We start from the raw sequence: 22457 nt of genomic DNA, 5'->3' as shown, positions 1-22457 counted from the left end.
GCTGCATGAGCAAGCACGCGTCTATCTGCTGCCGGAGCGCCGAGCGCGCTCGTATCCGCGCGTCGTTAAACAGCCCAGATCCAAGTTTCCAATGAAAAATGCCAGTCAGCTTAACTGACTGGCATTAACCTGAGGGTCGGCTTTTTTACGTCCTGACGGTTTTGTTTTCGTAGGGTGGACTCCTGAGTCCACGCGGGACAGAATACGATCATTCGCGGCGCGCCCCAACTTCCATCAAGGCTGACCGGGCGCGTTAGCACAGTGGACTACGGTAAAGATATCGCGCAGCATACTGGGGGACAGCCTGGACTCGGAAACCCACCCTACATTACTGCCGCGGTAAGCGCGGGCAACGAAAAAGCCGACCGAGGGCCAGCGTTTTTTGCCCAGCTGCTACTCGACGGGAACCTACACCGCACACACCAGCGAGCGAACTCAGCCGCAAGGCTACAGTGCATCTCGTCAAGGAGGCGCGACATTGCGTCATCACAATCAAATGGCGCACTTGGGTGTTATCTTGATTGTTTCTTGCCTATCGACACTCGCCTCGCTATGCCACTCATGCCCCGAGCGCCAGCACTTTCCCTTCTGCTTGTTGCTCTAACTGGCGCTCCTGTGTTCGCGCATGCGGATACGGGAACCCTAGCCGAAGCGCGCCAAGCGTTCCGGTGCGCTTTTGTTATGAAAACGCTCACCACCGGAGTCAAGCCAGATACGGCAGAGCATACGCTAATGAACATTCGTGCCGGATTGTTCCTGCAGCGCGTTATCGAGCTAAAACCTCCCAAGGAACTCATGATGCAGGAACAGGAGAACCTGTTGGAGGACGTGAAAAAGGCCGCCACTGACAACAATGGGGTCGTTGGTCCCCTGCAAGATGAGAAGTTCTTCGAGCGCGAGGTGGAGCGCTGCCAGCCGCTATTGAACGCACGCGTCGATGCCTTGGCTGATCGCGTCCTCCACGAGAAAAAATAGCTGCCTAGCGAAGGGATGCTCGGCACGGCCACACGGCCGGCCCTGCCACTGGCACAAACCGTTAACTGAACGACGCGGCGGCGTAGCCCCTGCGTCCGCCTGCAGATGTATGCCGACTGCGCAGATGCCATACTCGAACCCACGCTGTTCCACGATACCATGCGCGATACCCTGCCCGTGGCCTTTGCCGTTGCAGTAAATGCGCATGTACCGTACCGCGTGGGCTCAAGAGCCCACCCTACAAAAACGACGTTACGCTCGGGCCAACGCAGGGATTTTCACGCGCCGGGCAGCTCGAACACGCCAATCGATTCCACGTGCGAGGTGTGCGGGAACATGTTCACGACGCCCGCCTTCTTCATCACGTAGCCAGCGCGGTGCACCAGGATGCCGGCGTCGCGCGCCAGCGTGGAGGGGCTGCACGAGACGTAGACGATGCGCTGCGGCAGGAACTCCGTCTTGCCGCTCTCGCGCAGCTCGGCCAGCGCCAGCGCCAGCGCGATCGCGCCGTCGCGCGGCGGGTCGATCAGCATGCGGTCGAAGCGGCCGAGGGCCACCAGGTCTTCCGGCGTCACCTCGAACAGGTTGCGCGTGTAGAAGGTCGTCTTTTCCGACAGGCCGTTCGCCTTGGCGTTTTCCAGCGCGCGCGTGCTGAGCACGGTGCTGCCTTCGATCCCGACCACTTCCCGCGCCTGCGTCGCCAGCGGCAGCGTGAAGTTGCCGAGGCCGCAGAACAGGTCGGCCACGCGCTCATGAGGCTGCACTTCCAGCAGGGTCAGCGCCTTGTGCACCAGAGCACGGTTGATCTGGTGGTTCACCTGGGTGAAATCGGTGGGTTTGAAGGGCATGCGCACGCCGAACTCGGGCAGCGTGTAGTACAGCTCCTTGTCGAGCGGGTAGAACGGGTAGACCGTGTCCGGGCCCTTCGGTTGCAGCCACCACTGGATGCCCCACTCGTCGGCGAAGGCCTTCACCAGCTCCTCGTCCTTGGCGCTCAAAGGCGCCATGATGCGCAGCACCAGCGCCGTGACTTCCTCGCCGACGGCCACTTCGATCTGCGGCATCTGGTTGTAGATCGACAGCGAACCGACCAGCTCGCGCAGCGGCATCAGCATGCCGCCCAGGTGCGGCGGCAGGATGTGGCAGTAGCGGATGTCGGCGACATAAGAGGACGCGCGCTCGTGGAAACCGACCAGCACCGTGCCCTTCTTCTCGACGTGGCGCACCGACAGGCGCGCGCGGAAGCGGTAGCCCCAGGTCGGGCCGTACATCGGGCGCATGATGTTGTCCGCCTTCACCTTCGACAAATGCCACAGGTTGTCTTCCAGCGTGCGCTGCTTGATCGCGACCTGGGCGCTCGGCTCCAGGTGCTGCATCGAGCAGCCGCCGCAATAGCCGAAATGCTCGCAGCGCGGCTCGACCCGCATCGAGGAAGCGCGCTGCAGGGTGACCATGCGCCCCGCTTCCCAGTTCTTCTTCTTGCGCTTGACCTCGTAGCTGACGCGCTCGCCCGGCAGCGCGTCCTCGACGAAGATGACCTTGCCGGGACTGCCGTCCTCGTTCTCGAGGTGGCCGACGCCGCGTGCGTCCGCGTCGAGGGATTTAATGTCGATGAATGTTTCTTGCATTGATAATGACGCGGACGGCGAATCCACGCGGACCTAAAGAATGGGGGATGTAAGGTGGCGTGCCGATTACATGGCACGAAGCAAGCCGGAAATCCGCGGAATCATAGCAAGGAATCGCGCACGACGCCACGGGCCGCCATCGCCCGCTTCAGCTTGACCAGCGCCTCCTGCTGGATCTGGCGCACCCGCTCGCGCGTCACGCCCATCTCCTCGGCCAGGGTCTCGAGCGTGGCCGGATCGTCGTTGTCCAGGCCGAAGCGGCGCATCACGACCAGGCGCTGCTTCTCGGGCAGGCGCGTCAGCCAGTCGCGCACCAGTTCGGTCATTTCGTGCTGTTCGGCGCGCGTGTCCGGCGCGTCGTCGAGCTCGCCCGGCAGCATGTCCATCAGGCTCGAGCCGGGATCGTTGTCGAGCGGGGCATCGAGCGAAGCGGCGTGCTCGGACAGGGCCAGGATGTCCTGCACCTCTTCCGGCGGGCGCCCGACCAGGCTGGCGATGTCCTCGACGCTGGCATCCTTGCCGTCGTGGTGCTGGGCTTCCAGGTGGTACTTGGCACGCAGCACGGCGTTCAGTTCGCGCACCATGTGCACCGGCAGGCGCACCGTGCGCGCCTGGTTCATGATGGCGCGTTCGATGCTCTGGCGAATCCACCAGGTGGCGTAGGTCGAGAAACGGAAACCGCGCTCCGGCTCGAACTTGTCGATGGCGCGCATCAGGCCGATGTTGCCCTCCTCGATCAGGTCGAGCAGGACCACGCCGCGGTTGATGTAGTGCTTGGCGATCGAGACGACGAGCCGCAGGTTATGCTCGATCATCTTCTGGCGGGCTTCGAAATTGCCCGCCTTGGCCAGCGTCGCGTAATGCGATTCCTGCTGGGCCGACAGCAGCGGCCGGGTGCCGATCTGGTTCAGGTAGTGCTGGGTGGTATCGGTCGAGAGCTCGGCCGCCAGCACCTTCTTGAGTTCGTCGACGCTGTCGACCTCGGCGGCGGCGCCGGGCAGCAGGGATTCCGCCTCCGCACCGTCCCGCCCCGCCTCCGCGCCGAAGCCCGACGCGCCTTCACCGTCCAGTTCGTCAGGCAGTTCGTCGGAAACGTCTTTATCCTGGGAGTGCGGCGGCAGCGTCATTGGCCCTCTGTACGTTCACGCTCTAGCGGCTGGGCAGGAACCTCGACGGATCGACTGGTTTGCCCTGCTGGCGAATCTCGAAATGCAGCTTCACCGTCTCGGCGTCGGAATCGCCCATCTCGGCGATCACTTGTCCCTTTGCCACGTTATCGCCTTCCTTGACGACGATCGCGCGGTTATGGGCATAGGCCGACAGCAAGCTGTTGCTGTGTTTGACGATGACGAGGTTACCATAACCTCGGATGCCGCTACCAGCGTACATTACTTTGCCGGCGCCCGCTGCCATGACTTGCTGTCCAGCGCGGCCCGCGATGTCGATGCCCTTGCTCTTGCCTTCGTCGAAGGTCGCGATGATGCGGCCGTCGGACGGCCACATCCAGCTCAGCTTCTCGTCGTCGGTCGCGGTGACGGTGCTGCCCACGCGCGAACCGGCCACCCCAACGGCAGCGGCGGCCGGCGCTGCCGCGGCGACCACGGTCTCGGCGCGCTCGCCGGCCTTGTCGCTGCGCGCGTCGGCCGTGTCCTCGTAGGCCTTTTTGTCGGCGCGCGGCGCGGTCTTGCGCGGCACCGACGGGCGGCTGTCCGGCGGCATCGGCACCGGCGTCGTCACGACCGCCGTGCTGGCCTGACGCTCGTTCGGCGCCACGCGTAGCACCTGGCCGACCTTGATGTCGTCCGGGTCGGCCAGGTTGTTCCAGGTGACCAGGTCGCGGTAGCTCTGGCCATGGTCGAAGGCGATGCGCAGCAGGGTGTCGCCGCGGCGCACGGTGTAGGTGCCTTTGGCATCTTGCGGCGCTTCGCGCACCGGTGCCGGACGCGCCTTGGCGGTGGAAGAACCGACCGGGCGCTCGATGACCGGCGCCTGGCGGGAGGTGGAGGAACAGCCGGCAACCAGGCCGAGCGTGAGAGTCAATAGGACTAAGCGGGGTGTGTGTTTCATTCTCATCTAATATTCTTACTTGCTATGCAGCGCAGGACAGGAACCGGCCGGAACTAGACTGTGCCAGGGCGCAAAGGCACGAAATGGCAGGCTTCCAGGGTTTCGCTGACCCATTCCGACTTGCCGGTACGGGTGATCCGCTGCAGGTGTTGAACCTGGCCGCCGACCGGGGCCACCAGGCGCGCGCCAATGGCGAGCTGTTCGAGCAGGGCACGCGGCACTTCCATCCCGGCCGCGGCGAGGATGATACCGTCGAATGGCGCAACTTGCGCGAGCCCGAGCATACCATCTCCGTAGTGCAAGCGCAGGTTGGACAGGCGCAAGGGCCGCAGATTGGCCTTGGCCAGCTCGTGCAGGGGCTTGATGCGCTCGATCGAATACACCTCCGTCGCGACCCGCGCCAGCACCGCCGCCTGGTAGCCGCAGCCGGTGCCGATTTCGAGCACGCGGCTCAATTGCCGGCCATCGCTCATGGCTTCAATCATGCGTGCCACGATGTACGGCTGGGAAATGGTCTGGTGGTGGCCGATCGGCAGCGAGGCATCGATATACGCCTGGCTCGACAGCGCCGGCTCGACGAACAGGTGGCGCGGCACGGCGGCCAGCGCAGCCAGCACCAGGTGATCGCGCACGCCCTGGCTCGCCACCCGCGCCACCATCGCGCGGCGGATTGCTTCGGTCGCCATCAGGTCCGAGCGCTGGGCCGTGGGCGCGCTCTGGGTCGCCGGCGCCGCGTAGCCGGGCAGTTTCGGCCCCGGCTGCGGGGCTTTCGGCGGCTGGGCCCCGGCGACGGCGCGCGCCGCGTTCTTGGTCGCGGTCTGGGGCGTCGCGATCGGCGCCGGCGTGGTCGGCTTGCGCGCGCCGCCGCCGGTCACCGAGGACAGCGGCAGCGGAAAGGTGCTGCCGCCCGGGTTCTTGCCGCGCTCGGTCATACCAGCCCCTGCTTCAGCATGGCGAGCTGCGACTGGTGCGTCAGGTCGATCTGGAGCGGCGTGATCGAGACCATCCCGTTCTGGGTGGCGTGGAAATCCGTGCCCTCGCTCGCATCGCGGCAGGCGCCGGGCGCGCCGATCCAGAAAATCTCGCGCCCGCGCGGATCCTGGGAGCGGATCACCGGCTCGGCCTGGTGACGGCGCCCGAGGCGGGTCGGGGTCAGCGGCCCCATCGCCTCGTAAGGCAGGTTCGGGATATTCACGTTCAGCAGGAACGGCGACGGCAGCATGTCGAACTTGCGCAGCACCACCTCGCGCGCGACGCGCGCGGCGGCATCCAGGTGCTCCCAGCCGTGGTGAACCTGGGAAAAGGCGATCGCCGGAATGCCGAACAAATACGCTTCCGTCGCCGCCGCGACGGTGCCGGAATACAGGGTGTCGTCGCCCATGTTCTGGCCGTTGTTGATGCCGGAAACAACCAGGTCGGGCAAGGCATCGCCCATGCCGGTCAGTGCGATGTGCACGCAATCGGTCGGGGTGCCGTTGACAAAATAGAAACCATTGGCCGCGCGGTTGACCGTCAGCGGACGGTCGAGCGACAGCGAGTTCGACGCGCCCGAGCGGTTGCTGTCGGGCGCGACCACGATGATTTCGGCGATGCTCGCCAGGGCTTCCGCCAGAGCGTTGATACCAGGGGCGAGATAGCCGTCGTCGTTACTGATAAGAATTCGCATCCAGCGATTTTACCTGAAGCAACGCTTTGAGCACGCATTCGGGGCAGATAAATTGTGCTCTACGGGGCGCGACAGAGGCATGGCGGCGTTGCCGGGAAACGACGCCATGCCCTGTTCTTGCCAAGCTGTCAGCGTGCCGGCGCCGCCTCAGCGTAGTGCCAGCGGACGCCCGCCGGAGGCTTCGATCAGCGCCCCTTCGAGCAATGCGACCTCGTCCTCGGCAAAGGCCAGCAGCGCATCCTTGTCGTTATCATCCTGATACACCTGCTTGATCAGCGCCACTCCGCGCCGCCGCAGCGCCTGTGAAACGGTCGGCCGCAGGATGACGTCGCGCAGGCTGTCGGCCAGCTGGCGCGCTTCCCGGGCGCGCCCGCCCTCGACCAGCTTGTGCAGCTGCCCGAGCTTGTGTTCGAGCGGCTCCTGCACTGCCGGGCCCGGTCCGCCGCCGGGACCGGTCACACGGGCGCCGGTCGCCGCCCTGGCGCCGGGCAGGATCGGGCTGGGCAATCCGGCAGGTGCGGCCTCGCCCGGCGCAGCGTCGCCCGGCGCACCGTAGGGGCCGGCGGACATCGCGCGCAGCTGCAGCAGGCGGTTGCCGCCCTCCTCCACGCTCTTTTCGAGATGGCGCGCCGCCACCTTGTTGCCCTGGCTCGACAGGGTCTGGGCCAGCATCTGCTTGCTGCGCAGGGTTTCGTGGTCGTCCATGCCGCGCAGGCGTTCGTGCAGGCTGACCACGTGCTGCTGCAGGCGCCGCGCTTCCTCGAGTTCGCCCTGCTGGCTCAGCGTCGAGGCCAGGCGCAGCAGGACGCCGAGGGTGTCCGGATGCTCGGAACCGAGGCGCTGCTCGCGCACCATGGCAAGCGACTGCTGCATGTCCCGCACTGCGCCGAGGTCGCCCTGGGCCGCGAAGATCTCGGCCAGCGCCTCGCGCGCCTGCAGGGTGGCACCGGCGTCCGGTCCGGCCTGGCGTTCGCGCACCCGCACCACGCTTTCCTGCAGCTTGCGCGCGTTGCCGAGGTCGCCCATGTCGCGCAGCAGCGCGGCCAGTTGCTGGGTGCAGCGCAGCGTGTCCTCGTGTTCGGTGCCGAGCACGCGCTGGCGCCCTTCGAGCACGCGCTCGTAGAGCATGCGCGCACGCGAGTATTCGCCCTGCAGCGCCAGGGTGCGCGCCTGGGCGGCGATGGCATCGAAGGTGGCGATGTGCTCGGGACCATAGAGGCGCTCGCAGGCGTCGAGCACGGCGTCGTGCAGCTGCATCGCCTGGCTGAACTCCTCGAGGCGCGCGAGGGTCGCGGCCAGGCCCGCGCGCGCGGCCAGGGTTTCCGGATGGTCGGGGCCGGCCGCGTCGGCGCAGTGTTCGAGCAGCGCCTCGTATTGCTGGCGCGCTTCGCGCAGGCGGCCACTGTCGCGCAGCACGGCCGCCAGCGCGGCGCGGCTGGCGCGGGTATCCGGGTGGCCGCCGCCCAGCAGGTGCTGGCGCAGCGTCGTGCTTTCGGCGAAGCAGTCGCAGGCGCCCTGCAGGCGCCCCGCATGCAGGTGGAGTTCGCCCAGGCGCAGCAGCTCGCGCGCCAGCAGCACACCGTTCGGATCGTAGGCGTCCGGCGCACCCTCCTGGCGCGCGCCGCCGGCCAGGCGCATGCGCGCGGCCTCGACGGCGTCGAGCAGCTCGATCTCGCCGCGCGACTGCCACGGGAAGCGCCCCGCCGCCGCCCAGCCCAGCAGGGACTCGATCGCACGCGTCTGCGACAGGCGATCGCCATCGCGTTCCGGCAGGGTGCCCAGGTGCTGGGCCGCGCCACTGGCGAGTGCGCCGTGCAGCTGGACTTCGTCGAGGTAGTTGTCGAGCGAGAGCTGCGACAGGCCGTAGCAGCTGCGCAGCAGCTGCTCCAGCCGCGGCTGGTAGCCGGTGAGGCCGCGCTGCGGATCGCCGCGCCGCCACAGCTGGCGCCGCTCGGCATCGACGCCGTCGACGCCGCAGGGCACCGGATACACCAGCAGCGGACGCTGGGCTTCCTCGTGGCTGCAGCGGTAGTCGATGGCGCGCGTGACGACGCCGGCCAGTCCTTCCAGGCTGCGCCCGTTCGGTGTGAACAGGCCGACCAGGCGGTCCGGCAGCAAGGTGGTACAGACGCTCACCGCCGCCGACCGCCCGCCGCGGCAATCGATCAGCACATGGCGGAAATGGCGCGTCAGGTGGGCCGCGAAGGCGCGGTAGAGGGCCGGACAGGCGGCGAACAGGCCGTCCCAGTCCATGCGGTCGGCGCGCTCGCCGAAGCTGTCGTCGAAGCAGCCGGCGCGCATCAGGTACAGGGTGCGGCTCTGGTCCACGCGTTCGACGTAGGCTTCCCAGTCGATCGCCTCGAGCACCAGGCGGGCGCGTTCTTCATGGTCGCCGCCGCCGGTGCGTCCTAAAGCCTTGAGCTGCTCGCGGCAGGACTCGAAGTACTCGAGCAGGCCCGGGCGCTGCGCCTCCGCGCGCGGCGCCTCAAAGCGCGCGCCCTCGTGCCGGTGCGGGGCACCGCGGCCGGCCCGTGCGCCGCCGCGTTCCTCGGTGCGCACATGCTCGTCCCGCGCATAGCGCTCGTCGCGCATCGGGAACAAATGGTGCAGGCCGGGTGCTTCGGTGTCCCAGTCGATCATCAGGACCGGCGTCGTCGCATTCTGGCGGCTGGCAAGCAGCACCGCGCTGTCGGCCAGCGCGATGCTGCGCGCGGCGCCGCTTTCGAAAGAATAGAAGGTGGTGACTTCGCCGGCACCGCCGATCGGCGGCAGGGTCAAACGGTTGATTTCCATGGAGCTCCTCATTTTTTTGGGAAGGTCAGATCCGGGACGGCACGCCACTCCGGTGGGACATCGGGGAGCACGAATTGGTTGCAGTCATGCCCGGGCGGCATGTACATTTTCTGGTACTGATAGTGGGTCGCGATCCGCTTCACCATCTTGCCGATATCGGGTAGAAAATCCGGGTTCGATTTCAGGTCGGGCGTGGCCATCGTGAAATGCGAGAAATCCACATAGAAGGTCGAGGACGCGATCTGCGGCGGCAGGCGGTCCGGGTGCTGGGTCATGATGACCGGGATGATCAGGTGGCTGGGCAGCGTGTACCACTGGCTGCGTTCGGCCTCGATCCGGCGCATGGCCTCGTATTCGCGCCGCGTGTAGGCGTGCGCTTCGTATTTGGGTGTGTAGATGAGGACCATGCACACGCTTTCGCACATCGCGCGCGCGATCTTGCTGTCGAGATCGTCCCCGCCGCCGAGCTGCTCGGTGTCGACGAAGAGTTCGTCCTCCGTGTCGAAATAGGGCTCGAGATAGCAGTGCAGCGCATCCGCCAGCGCGGTCTTGAAGCGCTGCATCAGCGCATGTTTCCCGTGGGCGTAGCTGAAGAAGCAGCCGTACCGAATCGCCATTGCCTTTCCCCTCGTCAATGCGCTCGCCGGCCCGCATGCGCATCCATCACTCTAGCGTCGCGCACCCTCGTCATTTTGCGGGTGCACAAACGCGCCGGACTCACGGGGCCTTCGGCAGAGTTAACGCTCCCTGAGGCATAATCGAATCGATCCAACAAGCAAAACCAACAGGAGGAGACATCATGAAAGCGATCGTTTGCAAGAACTGGGGCCCGCCCGACAGCCTCGAGCTGCAGGACCTGCCCGACCTGGTCCCGGGACCGGGCGAAGTGGCCGTCGACGTGCGCGCGGCCGGGGTCAACTTCCCGGACGTGCTCACGGTGCAGGGCAAATACCAGGTGAAGCCGCCCCTGCCCTTTACGCCGGGCAACGAGTTCGCCGGCGTGGTGCGTGCGCTAGGCGAAGGCGTGAAGGGTTTTGCCGTCGGCGACCGCGTCATCGGCTTCACCCAGACCGGCGCGTTTGCCCAGCAGGCGATCGCGCCCGCCGCCGTCCTGATGCCCATGCCGCCCGGCATGGATTTCGAGATCGCCGCGGCGATCACCCTCACCTACGGCACCTCGCACCACGCGGTGGTCGACCGCGGCCAGCTGAAAGCCGGCGAGACCATGCTGGTGCTGGGCGCGGCCGGCGGCGTCGGCCTGGCGGCGATCGAGATCGGCAAGGCGCTGGGCGCGCGCGTGATCGCGGCGGCCTCGAACGCAGAAAAGCTCGAAGTCTGCCGCCGGCATGGCGCGGACGTGCTGATCGACTACACGAAGGAAGACCTGCGCGAAGCGCTCAAGGCCGCCACCGGTGGCAAGGGTCCCGACGTGATCTACGACCCGGTCGGCGGCCATTACAGCGAACCGGCGCTGCGTTCGATCGCCTATCGCGGGCGCCACCTCGTGATCGGCTTCGCGGCCGGCGACATTCCGAAGCTGCCGTGGAATCTGATGCTGCTGAAGAGCGCGTCGGTGGTCGGCGTGTTCTGGGGAGACTTTGCGCGCCGCGAGCCGCAGAAGAATCTCGCAGCGATGCGCGAGATGCTGGGCTGGATGGCCGAAGGTAAATTGAAGCCGCTCGTGTCGAAGCGGTATGCGCTGGGGGAGACGGCGCAGGCCTTGAGTGACATGGCCGAGCGCAAGGTGACGGGGAAAGTCGTCATCGTCCCTTGATGCGTGCCGCAGGGACGTAGGGTGGGCGGCTTTGCCGCCCACGCGGTGATCGATAGCGGCTCCGCTATTGCGCCGGATGATCTCGCTGCTAACTATCACCGCGTGGGCGGGAGACCCGCCCACCCTACGTGTATAGATCAAGCCAAGCGATTATTCCGAGGGCGGCTTGAAGAAGGCGATGACCTCTTCCTGCACCCGCGTCCGCTTGAACGGCGGCAAACTCTGCCAGATCCGCCGTCCATACGGCTTGCTGATCAGCCGCGGATCACAAATCATCAGCACGCCGCGGTCGTCGACGTCGCGGATCAGGCGCCCTGCGCCCTGCTTCAGGGTAATGATCGCTTCCGGCAATTGATGGTGCATGAAGCCGTTCATGCCCTGCTTTTCCATCACTTCGATGCGCGCCGCGAGCACCGGGTCGTCCGGCGGAGCGAAGGGCAGCTTGTCGATGATCACCAGCGACAGGGCATCGCCACGCACGTCCACGCCTTCCCAGAAACTCTGGCTGCCGACCAGCACCGCATTGCCGGCGTTCCGGAACGAGTCGAGCAGTTCCGTGCGGCCGCGCTCGCCCTGCACGAACAGGGGGAAGTCCAGGCCACGCTCGGCGAATTCGGTGCGCAGGCGCTCGGCCACGCGGTTCACGGCGCGGATCGTCGTGCACAGGAAGAAGGTGCGTCCGCCGGCCGCTTCGATCACGGGCAGCGCACAGTCGACCACCGCATCGGTATAGCCCATCGAGTTCGGTTCCGGCAGCCCGGTCGGCACATACAGCACGCCCTGCTCGCCATAGTTGAACGGGCTCGGCCAGGTGCGCGCCGGCTCGCCGGTGAGGCCCATCTGGTCGGAGAAGTGCTTGAAGTCGTTTTTGACGGCCAGCGTTGCCGACGTAAAAATCCAGCTGCGCGGCGTGCCTTCGCGCTGGTTCTGGAAGATCGGCGCAATCGAGAGCGGGGTCTTGTGCAGCTGCAGCGACGAATTAAACGCTTCGACCCACAGCACGGCCTGGTCGCCTTCGACCACTTTCCCTTTCGGATCGGCCTTCCAGGCGTCGAAGGCGGCTTTCAGCTCGACCGCGCGCACGCGGCAGGCTTCCAGGGTCTCGGCGCGTTCGGCCTGCTCTTCCAGCACGTCGATCAGGCCGTCGAGTTCTTCCTTCAGCTTCTCGAGCGCCGGGAAGAAACTCGAGGTCGGCGGCACTTGCGGCAGCGACAGGCGCGTGCCGCCTTCGGGGAAGGTCAGGCGCAGGTCGCGCGCGGCCTTTTCCACCACGGTCACGACCTTGGCCCAGTCCGGGCCGCCGCGCGCGTGGGCCAGGCCCTCGGCCAGCACGTCGCGGCACAGTTCCAGCACCTGCGAAGTCGAGACCGACTGGCCGAAGAACAGGGTCGCGGTGTCGGGCAGCTGGTGCGCCTCGTCGAAGATGACGGTGTTGGCCGAAGGCAGCAGCTCGGCGACGCCGGTGTCCTTCAGTGCCACGTCGGCGAAGAACAGGTGGTGGTTGACCACGACCACGTCCGCCTGCTGGGCTTCGCGGCGCGCCTTCATCACGAAGCAATCCTGGTAGTACTGGCACTCGGCGCCCATGCAGGTATCGCGCGTGGAGGTCACCAGGTTCCACACCGAGGCGTTCTCCGGCACCTTGGCCAGCTCCGCCTTGTCGCCGGAATTGCTCATCTTGATGAAGCGCGAGATTTCGCGCAGGTGGCCGACGTCGTCGCGCGAGGTCAGGCGCCCGTTCTGCAGCGTGCGCTCCAGGTGGAAGTGGCAGACGTAGTTCGAGCGGCCTTTCAGCAGCGCGACCGACACCGGCGCCTTGAGGGCCTGGCGGATGGTCGGGATGTCGCGCAGGAACAGCTGGTCCTGCAGGTTCTTGGTGCCGGTCGAGACGATGGTCTTGCCGCCCCAGAGCAGCGCCGGCACCAGGTAGGCGAAGGTCTTGCCGGTACCGGTGCCGGCCTCGGCCATCAGGACTTGCTGGCCGTCGATCGCGCTGGCGATGGCTTTGGCCATCTCGGTCTGCGAGGTGCGCGGCTTGAAGGTGCCGACGGCGGGCGCGAGCGGGCCGCCGACCCCGAACAGGCGGTCGAGCTCGGCATCGTACTTGCCGGCCGGTTCTGCTGGGGGAGAATAGTCGGCTGGCGCGCCATCGGCGGCGCCGGGCACAGGTGAATGATCGGTCAAAATGGGCGCGCTTCTCAAATGCGGAAGCTGAAAACGATCAGGCCGGCACGTCCGGCACGAGTTGCATCTTCAGCAGGGTGATATGGTCTTTCAGCTGCAGTTTACGCTTTTTCAGGCGGCGCAACTGGAGCTGGTCGGCATGGCCGTCCGCGGTCAGCATGGCAATGACTGCGTCCAGGTCGCGGTGTTCGACGTCGAGTTCAATAATGCGGCGCTGGATGTCTTGGACATCGGTCATGATGGCGGTTCCAAACGAGTTTTTCAACAGGCGGGGCGGTGGCGGACCGCGGGGAGCGCGGTGCCGGCGTGTTCCTTACGGCTTGCAACACGGAGGCATCTCGGTGCATAGTTTAATCCAGAGCGACGTTGCCGCCAACAAAGATTGGCTCCTGAGCCACGGAAAGCATCAAAGTTTATGAATCTCTTCAAGATCGAGGCGGGTACCGCGCAACACATCGGCAACCGCCCGCGCCAGAACGACCGCGTCGCCGTATTGACGGGCGCCCGCGCGCCCGGCCATGTGCTGGCGCTACTGTCGGACGGCATCAACAGCCCGGCCGGCGCCGAACAGGTATTGCACACCGCCAAGCAGGTATTCGACAGCTTCAAGCCGGGCGACACGCCCAATCCGGAGCGCCTGGGCCAGCTGCTGCGCGACATCGTGCACGAGACCCATCTCGTCATCAAGATGAACGCCGTCACCAGCGGCGAGGAAGCGCACGCCAGTTTCGTCGGCCTGCTGCTCTCCCCGCACGGCGAGGCGGTCTGGGCCCACGTGGGCGACTCGCGCCTGTACCGCTTCGAGAACGGCGAGCCGGTGCTGCGCACCAACGACAACGCCTACATCGAGCACCTGGTGTCCACCGACAAGTTGCCGCTGGAGGCCGCGCGCAACCACCGCCGCTCGAAGTTGCTGCTCAATGTGCTGGGCAATAGCCGCAAGGAACCCTACGTGACCGTGGGGTGGCAGATGGGGATGGCGCCGGGCGACCAGTTCCTGCTCTGCTCGGACGGTCTCTGGCATTTCTTTACCGATGCGGAACTGGGGGCGGCATTGGCGCGCTCGACGCCAAGGCAGGCGTCGGAGATGCTGATCAACAAGGCGGCGGAGCGCTCCCAGGGTAAAGGGGGGAATTGCTCGATGGTGATTGTGAAGCTGGTGAAGGCGCTGCCGGAGGGCACAGGCGTGTTTGGGACAGCGCCGGCGTAGAGTTAGGGCGCCGGCCGCCGCCTTCCGGTTGCGGTCGGGTTCGCGACGGTACGACCGCGTGGGCATGAATGCCCAATGAACCCGTAGTCGAGGCCATTGGCCTCGCCCCCCCTACAAATCAACGGGCCGGAATAGCTGCTTTCTCGGCCGCTGCGGCTTTCTCTTTCTCGGCCTGCTGCGCGGCGCGCTTGGCGGCGCGGTCGGCCTTGCGCTGGGCGACTTCGCGCTGGCGCTCTTCGGACTTGCGGCGCCGTTCCTCGAAGGCGGCGACATTTGCGGCGCGGGCCGCGGCATTCGCCGGTTCCGCCGCCGCTTCCTGGGCGGCGCGCGCGTTGCGCTTCGCGATGCGGTCCGGCACGCTGGAGCGGCGCGGCGGCGGCACCGGCGCGATCGCTTTCGGCGCCGGGGCCGGCTGGGCGTTCGTCGCGGCTTCCTCGGCCTGGTACTTCGCTTCGGCTTCGGCGATGGCCTTGTCGCGCTCCTCGACCGTGTGCTTGCGCTTGAAGTATTCGGCTTCGACCTCGATCGCGCGCTGGGCGGCCAGCGCCACGCGGCGGCGTTCCTTGGCTTCGTCGAGGCAGCTGTTGACGAAGAACTTGTCGTAGCAGGCCGCTTCGCGCGCGGCGTAACGCGCTTCGATCGCGGCGCGCTCGGCCGCTACCGCGGCGAGGCGTTCGTCGGCCTGCGCCACCGAGGTGGTCGGGGCGACGGCGGTGCTGACCTGGGCTTGCTGCTGGCTTGCGCAGGCGGCGAGCAGGCCGGCGGCGAGAACGGCGCCGGCACGGCGCAGGATGGAGTGTGCTGGTGTCATCTTCTTCCTTGTTGTCTGGCGCAGCGGCGCAGGGCTCAGGCGATGGCGTCGGCCGCGCCGCGCCGTTCGGCGAGCATGTACTCGCGCGACTGCATCTCAATGATACGCGAGACTGTGCGGTGGAATTCGTTCGCCAGCATACCTTGCGTGTAGAGCTCCTCGGGTTCGACCGCGGCCGACATGATCAGCTTGACCTTGTGGTCATAGAACACGTCGATCAGCCAGGTGAAGCGGCGCGCCTCCGAGGACTGCCCCGCCGACATGGCCGGGATGCCGGACAGGATCACGGTGTGGAAACGGGTCGCCAATTCCAGGTAGTCGTTCTGCGAGCGCGGCCCGCCGCACAGCGTCGCGAAATCGAACCAGATCACGCCGCCGGCATGGCGCAGCGCGCGGATCTCGCGCTTCTCGATGTGCACGATCGGGCTCTCGTCGGCCGTGTCGGCAACCTTGGCATAGGCTTCGCGGAGCAGGTGGTCGGTAGCAGCGTTCAAGGGCGTGTAATACGCTTCCACCTGTTCCAGCGCGCGCTTGCGGTAGTCGTTGCCGGCGTCGACATTCAGGACGTCGAGCTTTTCCTTGAGCAGCGCGATGGTCGGCAGCATGCGGTCGCGGTGCAGGCCGTCCGGGTACAGCGTCGAGGGCTCGTAGTTCGAGGTCATCACGAAGCTGACGCCATTGTTGAACAACGCGCTCAGCAGGTTATACAGGATCATCGCGTCGGCGATGTCGGAGACGTGGAATTCGTCGAAGCAGATCAGGCGATACTTCTTGGCGATGCGTTTCGCCACTTCGTCGAGCGGATCGGCGACGCCTTTCAGTTCATCCAGCTGGCCATGCACGGCGCGCATGAATTCGTGGAAGTGCAGGCGCGTCTTGCGCACCACCGGGACCACGGAATAGAAGGAGTCCATCAGGAAGGACTTGCCGCGCCCGACGCCTCCCCACATGTAGACGCCCTTCGGCACCTCGGGACGGTTGATGAGACGCTTGAAAGCGGACGACCGCTGGGCCTTGTAATGGACCCAGTCGTCGTACGCCTGCTGGAGGCGGTCGACCGCGGCCTGCTGGGCCGGATCGGAGGTGAAGCCGCGCTCGGTGAGGGCGTGCTGGTAGTACTCTTGGACGTTCATTTGATGCGATCGTAAAACGTAGGGTGGGCGGGTCCCCCGCCCACGCGTTCAACGCACCCATGCAAGCCACGGAGCGGGCCAGGAGACGTGATTTGAACGCGTGGGCGGGAAACCCGCCCACCCTACGGTATTGCTTTAGAAGTTCAGCGAACGCTTGTCCACCGCCAGCGCCGCTTCCTTCACGGCTTCCGACAGCGACGGGTGCGCGTGGCAGATGCGGGCGATGTCTTCCGACGAGGCCTTGAATTCCATCGCGACGACGGCTTCCGAGATCAGTTCCGAAGCAACCGGACCCACGATGTGTACGCCCAGGATTTCGTCGGTGGTGGCGTCGGCCAGGAATTTCACCATGCCCGAGGTGTCGCCCAGCGCGCGTGCACGGCCGTTGGCCATGAACGGGAAGGTGCCGGCCTTGTAGGCCACGCCTTCGGACTTCAGCTGCTGCTCGGTCTTGCCGACCCACGCGATTTCCGGCGAGGTGTAGATCACCCAAGGAATCGTGTTGAAGTTGACGTGGCCGTGCTGGCCGGCGATACGCTCGGCGACCGCAACGCCCTCTTCCTCGGCCTTGTGCGCCAGCATCGGGCCGCGCACGACGTCGCCGACTGCCCACACGCCCGGCAGGCTGGTGCGGCATTCGTCGTCGACGACCACGAAGCCGCGCTCGTCCAGCTGCAGGCCGACGGATTCGCCGTTCAGGCCGATCGTGTTCGGCACGCGGCCGATCGAGATGATCAGGCGGTCAAACGTCGCGGTCTGCTCGGCGCCGGTCGAATCGGCGTACTGCACGGTGACGTTGTTCTCGCCCTTGGTGATCGCGCCGATCTTGCAGCCCAGGCTGATCTTCAGTCCCTGCTTGGTGAACAGTTTATGGGCTTCCTTGGCGATCTGCTCGTCGACGGCGCCCAGGAAGGTCGGCAGGCCTTCCAGCACGGTGACGTCGGCACCGACGCGGCGCCACACCGAACCCATTTCCAGGCCGATGACGCCGGCGCCGATCACGCCCAGCTTCGACGGCACGGCGTCGATCGCCAGTGCGCCGGTGTTCGACAGGATCAGCTTCTCGTCGAATTCAGCGCCCGGCAGCTGGCGTGCGTTCGAGCCGGTCGCGACGACGACGTTCTTGGCGGTCAGGGTCTCGGTGGTCGGGCCGCTGACATTGATGGTGTAGCCGCCTTCGGCCTTGCCGGCGAAGGAACCGCGGCCGTGGAAGAAGGAGACCTTGTTCTTCTTGAACAGGAACAGGATGCCGTCGTTGTTCTGCTTGACGATGGTGTCCTTACGCTTGAGCATCTGCGGCAGGTTCAGTTCCAGGCCGGCGACGTTGATGCCGTGCTCGGCGAAGGCGTGGCCGGCATGCTCGAAGTGCTCCGACGATTGCAGCAGCGCTTTCGACGGGATGCAGCCGACGTTGGTGCAGGTGCCGCCCGGGGCAGGCTTGCCAGCAGCGTTGCTCCACTCGTCGATACAGGCCGTCTTGAAGCCGAGCTGGGCTGCGCGGATCGCCGCGATATAGCCGCCAGGACCGCCGCCGATGACGACGACGTCGAATTGTTTCTCGTTACTCATGAATAGCTTCCTTATTTATTCTTCTGGGACAAAGATCCACATCAGCAGGTAGACCAGTGCGCCGAATCCGGAGGTGATGAGGGTGAACAGCAGGAAGACCAGGCGCCAGACCCAGGTCTCGATGCCCATGACGCCGTTCAGGCCGCCACATACGCCGCCCAGCCAGCGGTCGCGGCGCGAGCGCCGCAGTGCGCGCAATTGCGTCTCGAAGCCGCTGGCGCCGGTGTTGTAGCCGGCCGAGCCGCCGTTCTTGCTCAGGTTGACGCGCTCGCCGGCGAGCACCTTCGCTTTCGCCTGTTCGAACTCGGCGTCGGTCAGTGCGCCGGCCTGGTGCAGTTCGTGCAAACGCCGGATTTCATCGGAGATCATGGTGTTCCCCTCAGGTTGGAGCGAACAGGCGCATACCATGCGCCGTGTCCGCTCTACTTCATGGAATTACAGGTCCAGCAGCAGGCGGGCCGGATCTTCCAGCGCGTCCTTCATCGCCACCAGGCCCAGCACGGCTTCGCGGCCGTCGATGATGCGGTGGTCGTACGACATCGCCAGGTAGTTCATCGGACGGATGACGATCTGGCCGTTTTCGACGACAGCGCGGTCTTTCGTTGCGTGCACGCCCAGGATGGCCGACTGCGGCGGGTTGATGATCGGGGTCGACAGCATCGAGCCGAAGGTGCCGCCATTCGAGATCGAGAAGGTACCGCCCGACAGGTCTTCCAGGGTCAGCTTGCCTTCCTTCGCCTTGGCGCCGAATTCGCCGATCTTCTTCTCGATCTCGGCGATCGACATCTGGTCGGCGTTGCGCAGGATCGGCACCACCAGGCCGCGCGGCGAACCGACGGCGATACCGATGTCGAAGTAGCCGTGGTAGACGATGTCGTTACCGTCGACCGAGGCGTTCAGGATCGGGTACTTCTTCAGTGCGGCGACAGCGGCCTTGACGAAGAAGGACATGAAGCCCAGCTTGACACCATGCTCTTTCTCGAACTTGTCCTTGTACTTGGCGCGCAGGTCCATGACCGGTGCCATGTTGACTTCGTTGAAGGTCGTCAGGATGGCGTTGGTCGACTGCGATTGCAGCAGGCGCTCGGCGATACGGGCGCGCAGGCGGCTCATCGGCACGCGCTCTTCCGGACGGTCGCCCAGTTGCGCGACCGGTGCGGCGACCTGTTGCAGCGCTGGCTTGGCAGCCGCTGGAGCGGCAGCCGGCGCCTGCGCAGGCTTGTTGGCGACAGCGGCCAGGGCGTCGCCCTTGGTCACGCGGCCGTCACGGCCCGAGCCGTCGATGCCGGCGGCGCTCATGTTGGCGTCGGCCAGGATCTTGGCGGCGGCCGGCATGGCCACGCCCGAGTGCGAGCCGCCGGTGGCGGCTGGCGCTGCGGCAGGAGCGGCGGCGATCGGCGCATTCGGGGCTGCCGACGGCACGGCCTTCACTTCCAGCGGGCTGGTCTGGGCCGAGGCTTCGGTGTCGATGATGGCGATGATTTCGCCGGCGACGACGGTCGCGCCGTCGGCCTTCAGCAGCTGCACGATCACGCCTGCGCCCGGGGCCGGCAGTTCAAGGACGACCTTGTCGGTTTCGATGTCGATCATGTTCTCGTCGCGCTCGACCGGCTCGCCGACCTTCTTGTGCCAGGACAGCAGGGTCGCTTCGGCGACGGATTCCGACAGTTGCGGGACCTTGACTTCGATTTGTGCCATGTAAAACTCCGTTAAATTATTCTGTGATCTTCGAAAAACGCCCGGCCGGCCTCATGGGCTGGTCGGGCGCGGACGATTATTTGGTCAGGATGAAACCCTTGAGCTTCGAGAACGCCGTGTCGAGCAGTTCCTTCTGCTGCGCCACGTGCTTGTCCGAGTAGCCGACGGCCGGAGCCGCCGAGGCCGGACGACCGGCGTATGCCAGGCGCTGACCTTCGTCCATGTTTTCGAAAATGTTGTGCTGGATCTGGAACCACGGGCCCTGGTTTTGCGGCTCGTCCTGTGCCCACACCACTTCGGTCGCGTTGCTGAACTTCTTCAGTTCGGCGGCGAACGACTTGTGCGGGAACGGGTACATCTGTTCCATGCGGATGATCGCCACGTCGCTCACGCCGCGCGTCTTGCGGGCGCCGACCAGGTCGTAGTAGACCTTGCCCGAGCAGACGATCACGCGCTTGACCTTGGCCGCGTCGATCTTGTCGTCGGTCTCGCCGATGACGGTTTGGAAACCGCCCTTGGCCAGGTCGGTCAGCGGCGAACCGGCATCCTTGTTACGCAGCAGCGACTTCGGCGTGAAGATCACCAGCGGCTTGCGGAACTGGCGCACCATCTGGCGGCGCAGCAGGTGGAAGATCTGCGCGGCGGTGGTCGGCTGGACCACTTGCATGTTGTTGTCCGCGCACAGCTGCAGGAAGCGCTCGATACGTGCCGACGAGTGCTCCGGACCCTGGCCTTCGTAGCCGTGCGGGAGCATCATCACCAGGCCCGAGGCGCGGCCCCACTTCACTTCGCCCGAAGCGATGAACTGGTCGATCACGACCTGGGCGCCGTTGACGAAGTCGCCGAACTGGGCTTCCCAGATGGTGAGCGTGTTCGGTTCGGCGGTCGAGTAACCGTACTCGAAACCGAGCACCGCTTCTTCCGACAGTACCGAGTCGATGACCGTGAACTGTGCCTGGTTTTCCGACACGTTGGCCAACGGCAGGTAGATGCCCTGGTCCCAGCGCTCGCGGTTCTGGTCGTGCAGCACGGCGTGGCGGTGCACGAAGGTGCCGCGGCCGGCGTCCTGGCCCGACAGGCGGATCGCATAGCCCGAGGACAGCAGCGAAGCGTAGGCCAGGTGTTCGCCCATGCCCCAGTCGAGGTTCATCTCGCCCTTGCCCATGTTGGCGCGGTCGGCCAGCACTTTTTCGACCAGCGAGTGCGGCTTGAAGCCTTCAGGCACCTTGGTGATGCGTTCGGCCAGGCGCTTCAGTTCGGCCATCGGCACGGCGGTGTCGGCGGCGTCGGTCCACTTCTTGTTCAGGAACGGCGCCCAGTCGACGGCGAACTGGTTCTTGAAGTTGGTGAGCACAGGGTCGATGGTGTGCTTGCCGGCGTCCATCGCATCGCGATAGGCGGCGACCAGCTTGTCGCCCTCGTCCGCCGCGATCGTGCCTTGCGTGGCCAGCTTTTCCGCGTACAGCTTGCGGGTGCCCGGGTGCTTGGCGATCTTCTTGTACATCAGCGGCTGGGTCAGCGCAGGCGTGTCCTGCTCGTTGTGGCCCAGTTTGCGGTAGCAGATGATGTCGACGACGATGTCCTTGCCGAACTCGACGCGGTAGTCCATCGCGATCTGCGTGGCCAGCACGACGGCTTCAGGATCGTCCGCATTGACGTGCAGCACCGGCGCTTCGATCATCTTGACCACGTCCGAGCAGTACAGCGTCGAACGGGCGTCGCGCGGGTCGGAGGTGGTGAAGCCGATCTGGTTGTTGATGACGATGTGAACCGTGCCGCCCGTGCCGTAGCCGCGGGTCTGCGCCAGGTTCAGGGTTTCCATGACCACGCCCTGGCCGGCGAACGCGGCGTCGCCGTGCACCAGGATCGGCAGCACTTGCTTGCCCTTGCGGTCGCCGCGGCGTTCCATGCGCGCCTTGACCGAACCTTCGACGACCGGGTTCACGATTTCCAGGTGCGACGGGTTGAAGGCCAGCGACAGGTGGACCGGGCCGCCCGGGGTCGAGACGTCGCTCGAGAAGCCCTGGTGGTATTTCACGTCGCCCGACGGCAGGTCGTCGGCGTGCTTGCCTTCGAATTCCTCGAACAGTTCCGATGGGGCCTTGCCCAGGGTGTTGACCAGGACGTTCAGGCGGCCGCGGTGGGCCATGCCGATGACGATTTCCTGGATGCCCTTTTCACCGGCGCGCTGGATGGTTTCGTCCATCGAGGCGATGAAGGATTCGCCGCCTTCCAGCGAGAAGCGCTTGGCGCCGACGTACTTGGTGTGGAGGTAGCGTTCCAGGCCTTCGGCGGCCGTCAGGCGCTCGAGGATGTGGCGCTTCTTCTCTGCCGAGAAGGTCGGGGTCGAACGGATCGACTCGAGGCGCTCCTGGATCCAGCGCTTTTCGGTCGGGTCGCTGACGTACATGAACTCCGCACCGATCGAGCGGCAGTAGGTGTCACGCAGCATTTGCAGCAGGTCGCGCAGGGATGCGCTCTCGCCGCCGAAATAGGTGTTGCTGATGTTGAACTTGGTGTCCAGGTCGGCGTCGGTGAAGCCGTAGAAGGACGGGTCGAGTTCAGGAATGGGGGGACGTTCCTGGCGCTGCAGCGGGTCCAGGTTGGCCCAGCGCAAGCCGAGGTTGCGGTAGGAAGCGACCAGCTGGGTCGCGGCGACGCGCTTGCGTGCCATTTCCGGATCGGCTTCGCCGGCGCTGGCGCTGACGGTGCGGATCGGGCCCTGCTTGGCGCGCTCGGCGAACGAGGCGATGACGGAGGAGTGGATCACGTCGGGACGGGCGCTGCCGTCGACCGCCGGGACGTTCTGCATGCTGTCGAAATACGCACGCCAGTTGTCCGGCACCGAACCAGGATTGTTCAGGTAGGCTTCGTACAACTCTTCCACGTACGGCGCATTACCGCCGAACAGGTACGAGTTCGCAGATTGTTGTTGCTTCATTCTTGCTC

General features: G+C 65.8%; 18 protein-coding genes. 3 read left to right on the top strand and 15 right to left on the bottom strand.

What is annotated here, in order from left to right; all coding sequences use genetic code 11:
* Positions 1-732: 732 nt before the first annotated feature.
* Positions 733-975 (top strand): hypothetical protein, encoded by a 243-nt coding sequence (locus tag C2862_RS09625; RefSeq protein ID WP_136219904.1) that lies wholly within the window; start codon positions 733-735, stop codon positions 973-975.
* A 278-nt stretch (positions 976-1253) separates the two neighbouring features.
* Here the strand turns inward: C2862_RS09625 and rlmD are convergent, their stop codons facing one another.
* From rlmD to C2862_RS09590, 7 genes are all read right to left on the bottom strand, one after another.
* Positions 1254-2603: a 23S rRNA (uracil(1939)-C(5))-methyltransferase RlmD gene (gene rlmD / locus C2862_RS09620; protein ID WP_136219903.1), complete on the bottom strand. Its 1350-nt coding sequence runs from the start codon at positions 2601-2603 to the stop codon at positions 1254-1256.
* Between the two features lie 101 nt (positions 2604-2704).
* The gene (gene rpoS, locus C2862_RS09615) at positions 2705-3730 is read right to left on the bottom strand and encodes an RNA polymerase sigma factor RpoS (protein ID WP_136219902.1); all 1026 of its coding nucleotides are present in this window, start codon (positions 3728-3730) and stop codon (positions 2705-2707) included.
* Positions 3731-3752: 22 nt separating this feature from the next.
* Positions 3753-4670, bottom strand: coding sequence for a peptidoglycan DD-metalloendopeptidase family protein (locus C2862_RS09610; RefSeq protein ID WP_136219901.1), 918 nt, complete (start codon positions 4668-4670; stop codon positions 3753-3755).
* 53 nt (positions 4671-4723) lie between these two features.
* Positions 4724-5602, bottom strand: coding sequence for a protein-L-isoaspartate(D-aspartate) O-methyltransferase (locus tag C2862_RS09605; RefSeq protein ID WP_136219900.1), 879 nt, complete (start codon positions 5600-5602; stop codon positions 4724-4726).
* On the bottom strand, positions 5599-6336 hold the full coding sequence (surE, locus tag C2862_RS09600; protein WP_136219899.1) for a 5'/3'-nucleotidase SurE: 738 nt from the start codon (positions 6334-6336) through the stop codon (positions 5599-5601). Before surE ends, C2862_RS09605 begins: the two co-directional genes overlap by 4 nt.
* Before the next feature lie 147 nt (positions 6337-6483).
* Positions 6484-9129 carry a tetratricopeptide repeat protein gene (locus C2862_RS09595; RefSeq protein ID WP_136219898.1) on the bottom strand — a complete coding sequence of 882 codons (2646 nt, stop codon included), beginning with the start codon at positions 9127-9129 and terminating at the stop codon, positions 6484-6486.
* 8 nt (positions 9130-9137) lie between these two features.
* A complete protein-coding gene (locus C2862_RS09590; RefSeq protein ID WP_136219897.1) occupies positions 9138-9746 on the bottom strand; it encodes a toll/interleukin-1 receptor domain-containing protein in 609 nt (202 codons plus the stop codon).
* Between the two features lie 182 nt (positions 9747-9928).
* Between C2862_RS09590 and C2862_RS09585 the strand changes: the two genes are divergently transcribed.
* Positions 9929-10903, top strand: a complete 975-nt coding sequence (locus C2862_RS09585; RefSeq protein ID WP_136219896.1) for an NADPH:quinone oxidoreductase family protein — start codon at positions 9929-9931, stop codon at positions 10901-10903.
* A 150-nt stretch (positions 10904-11053) separates the two neighbouring features.
* On the opposite strand, the gene C2862_RS09580 is transcribed toward C2862_RS09585, so the two are convergent.
* Positions 11054-13087, bottom strand: a complete 2034-nt coding sequence (locus C2862_RS09580; RefSeq protein WP_136219895.1) for an ATP-dependent DNA helicase — start codon at positions 13085-13087, stop codon at positions 11054-11056.
* A gap of 37 nt (positions 13088-13124) precedes the next feature.
* Entirely contained in the window at positions 13125-13325 is a 201-nt protein-coding gene (locus C2862_RS09575) for a YdcH family protein (protein WP_056333185.1), read from the bottom strand.
* Between the two features lie 177 nt (positions 13326-13502).
* Here C2862_RS09575 and C2862_RS09570 point away from each other — a divergent pair, with 177 nt between their 5' ends.
* Positions 13503-14297: a PP2C family serine/threonine-protein phosphatase gene (locus C2862_RS09570; RefSeq protein ID WP_136219894.1), complete on the top strand. Its 795-nt coding sequence runs from the start codon at positions 13503-13505 to the stop codon at positions 14295-14297.
* Positions 14298-14415: 118 nt separating this feature from the next.
* On the opposite strand, the gene C2862_RS09565 is transcribed toward C2862_RS09570, so the two are convergent.
* From C2862_RS09565 to C2862_RS09540, 6 genes are all read right to left on the bottom strand, one after another.
* Positions 14416-15108: a hypothetical protein gene (locus C2862_RS09565; RefSeq protein WP_136219893.1), complete on the bottom strand. Its 693-nt coding sequence runs from the start codon at positions 15106-15108 to the stop codon at positions 14416-14418.
* 35 nt (positions 15109-15143) lie between these two features.
* The gene (gene zapE, locus C2862_RS09560) at positions 15144-16241 is read right to left on the bottom strand and encodes a cell division protein ZapE (protein WP_136219892.1); all 1098 of its coding nucleotides are present in this window, start codon (positions 16239-16241) and stop codon (positions 15144-15146) included.
* A gap of 135 nt (positions 16242-16376) precedes the next feature.
* Entirely contained in the window at positions 16377-17810 is a 1434-nt protein-coding gene (gene lpdA, locus C2862_RS09555) for a dihydrolipoyl dehydrogenase (RefSeq protein ID WP_136219891.1), read from the bottom strand.
* Positions 17811-17825: 15 nt separating this feature from the next.
* Positions 17826-18179 (bottom strand): PspC domain-containing protein, encoded by a 354-nt coding sequence (locus tag C2862_RS09550; RefSeq protein ID WP_136219890.1) that lies wholly within the window; start codon positions 18177-18179, stop codon positions 17826-17828.
* A 66-nt stretch (positions 18180-18245) separates the two neighbouring features.
* Positions 18246-19508 (bottom strand): 2-oxoglutarate dehydrogenase complex dihydrolipoyllysine-residue succinyltransferase, encoded by a 1263-nt coding sequence (odhB, locus tag C2862_RS09545; protein WP_136219889.1) that lies wholly within the window; start codon positions 19506-19508, stop codon positions 18246-18248.
* Between the two features lie 76 nt (positions 19509-19584).
* Positions 19585-22449, bottom strand: a complete 2865-nt coding sequence (locus C2862_RS09540; protein WP_136219888.1) for a 2-oxoglutarate dehydrogenase E1 component — start codon at positions 22447-22449, stop codon at positions 19585-19587.
* Between the last annotated feature and the right edge of the window lie 8 nt (positions 22450-22457).

Source organism: Massilia sp. Mn16-1_5 (assembly GCF_004798585.1).
Taxonomy (GTDB): domain Bacteria; phylum Pseudomonadota; class Gammaproteobacteria; order Burkholderiales; family Burkholderiaceae_D; genus Telluria.
Note: the sequence above shows the minus strand (reverse complement) of the source record. Positions and strands in the feature narration are given on the sequence as shown.

Bases quoted from the DNA above. Each gene is read 5' to 3' on its own strand.
- C2862_RS09625 (WP_136219904.1), top strand. From the start codon at position 733: ATGAACATTCGTGCCGGATTGTTCCTGCAGCGCGTTATCGAGCTAAAA.
- rlmD (WP_136219903.1), bottom strand. From the start codon at position 2,603: ATGCAAGAAACATTCATCGACATTAAATCCCTCGACGCGGACGCACGC.
- rpoS (WP_136219902.1), bottom strand. From the start codon at position 3,730: ATGACGCTGCCGCCGCACTCCCAGGATAAAGACGTTTCCGACGAACTG.
- C2862_RS09610 (WP_136219901.1), bottom strand. From the start codon at position 4,670: ATGAAACACACACCCCGCTTAGTCCTATTGACTCTCACGCTCGGCCTG.
- C2862_RS09605 (WP_136219900.1), bottom strand. From the start codon at position 5,602: ATGACCGAGCGCGGCAAGAACCCGGGCGGCAGCACCTTTCCGCTGCCG.
- surE (WP_136219899.1), bottom strand. From the start codon at position 6,336: ATGCGAATTCTTATCAGTAACGACGACGGCTATCTCGCCCCTGGTATC.
- C2862_RS09595 (WP_136219898.1), bottom strand. From the start codon at position 9,129: ATGGAAATCAACCGTTTGACCCTGCCGCCGATCGGCGGTGCCGGCGAA.
- C2862_RS09590 (WP_136219897.1), bottom strand. From the start codon at position 9,746: ATGGCGATTCGGTACGGCTGCTTCTTCAGCTACGCCCACGGGAAACAT.
- C2862_RS09585 (WP_136219896.1), top strand. From the start codon at position 9,929: ATGAAAGCGATCGTTTGCAAGAACTGGGGCCCGCCCGACAGCCTCGAG.
- C2862_RS09575 (WP_056333185.1), bottom strand. From the start codon at position 13,325: ATGACCGATGTCCAAGACATCCAGCGCCGCATTATTGAACTCGACGTC.
- C2862_RS09570 (WP_136219894.1), top strand. From the start codon at position 13,503: ATGAATCTCTTCAAGATCGAGGCGGGTACCGCGCAACACATCGGCAAC.
- C2862_RS09565 (WP_136219893.1), bottom strand. From the start codon at position 15,108: ATGACACCAGCACACTCCATCCTGCGCCGTGCCGGCGCCGTTCTCGCC.
- zapE (WP_136219892.1), bottom strand. From the start codon at position 16,241: ATGAACGTCCAAGAGTACTACCAGCACGCCCTCACCGAGCGCGGCTTC.
- lpdA (WP_136219891.1), bottom strand. From the start codon at position 17,810: ATGAGTAACGAGAAACAATTCGACGTCGTCGTCATCGGCGGCGGTCCT.
- C2862_RS09550 (WP_136219890.1), bottom strand. From the start codon at position 18,179: ATGATCTCCGATGAAATCCGGCGTTTGCACGAACTGCACCAGGCCGGC.
- odhB (WP_136219889.1), bottom strand. From the start codon at position 19,508: ATGGCACAAATCGAAGTCAAGGTCCCGCAACTGTCGGAATCCGTCGCC.
- C2862_RS09540 (WP_136219888.1), bottom strand. From the start codon at position 22,449: ATGAAGCAACAACAATCTGCGAACTCGTACCTGTTCGGCGGTAATGCG.